We start from the raw sequence: 249 nt of genomic DNA on the forward strand, positions 1-249 counted from the left end.
GCCATCGGGAAGCACTGGCTCCGTCGATGGTTTGACCTGTAAACATGGTGACTACCAGAAGAACAATCATCAGCCCGAGCAGAATACTGCTGAGTTTGCCGATATATTCATATTTTACGGTTCCCACGAGCCTCATAATTCCCAGACCCAGACCGACAAAGAACATATGTTTGATAACGTGACCTGTGGTGGTCCCGTTATTAACGATATATTCCAGATTTGAACTTGCAGAATATACAGGGAAAATAG

The 249-nt window shown here is 44.6% G+C and carries 1 pseudogene; it reads right to left on the bottom strand.

The window, feature by feature from the left end:
* A pseudogene (locus SCA31_RS24760) lies at positions 1 to 249 on the bottom strand (FtsW/RodA/SpoVE family cell cycle protein); the annotation flags it as partial.

It is taken from the genome of Chryseobacterium sp. SIMBA_028 (assembly GCF_046535285.1).
Lineage (GTDB): Bacteria > Bacteroidota > Bacteroidia > Flavobacteriales > Weeksellaceae > Chryseobacterium.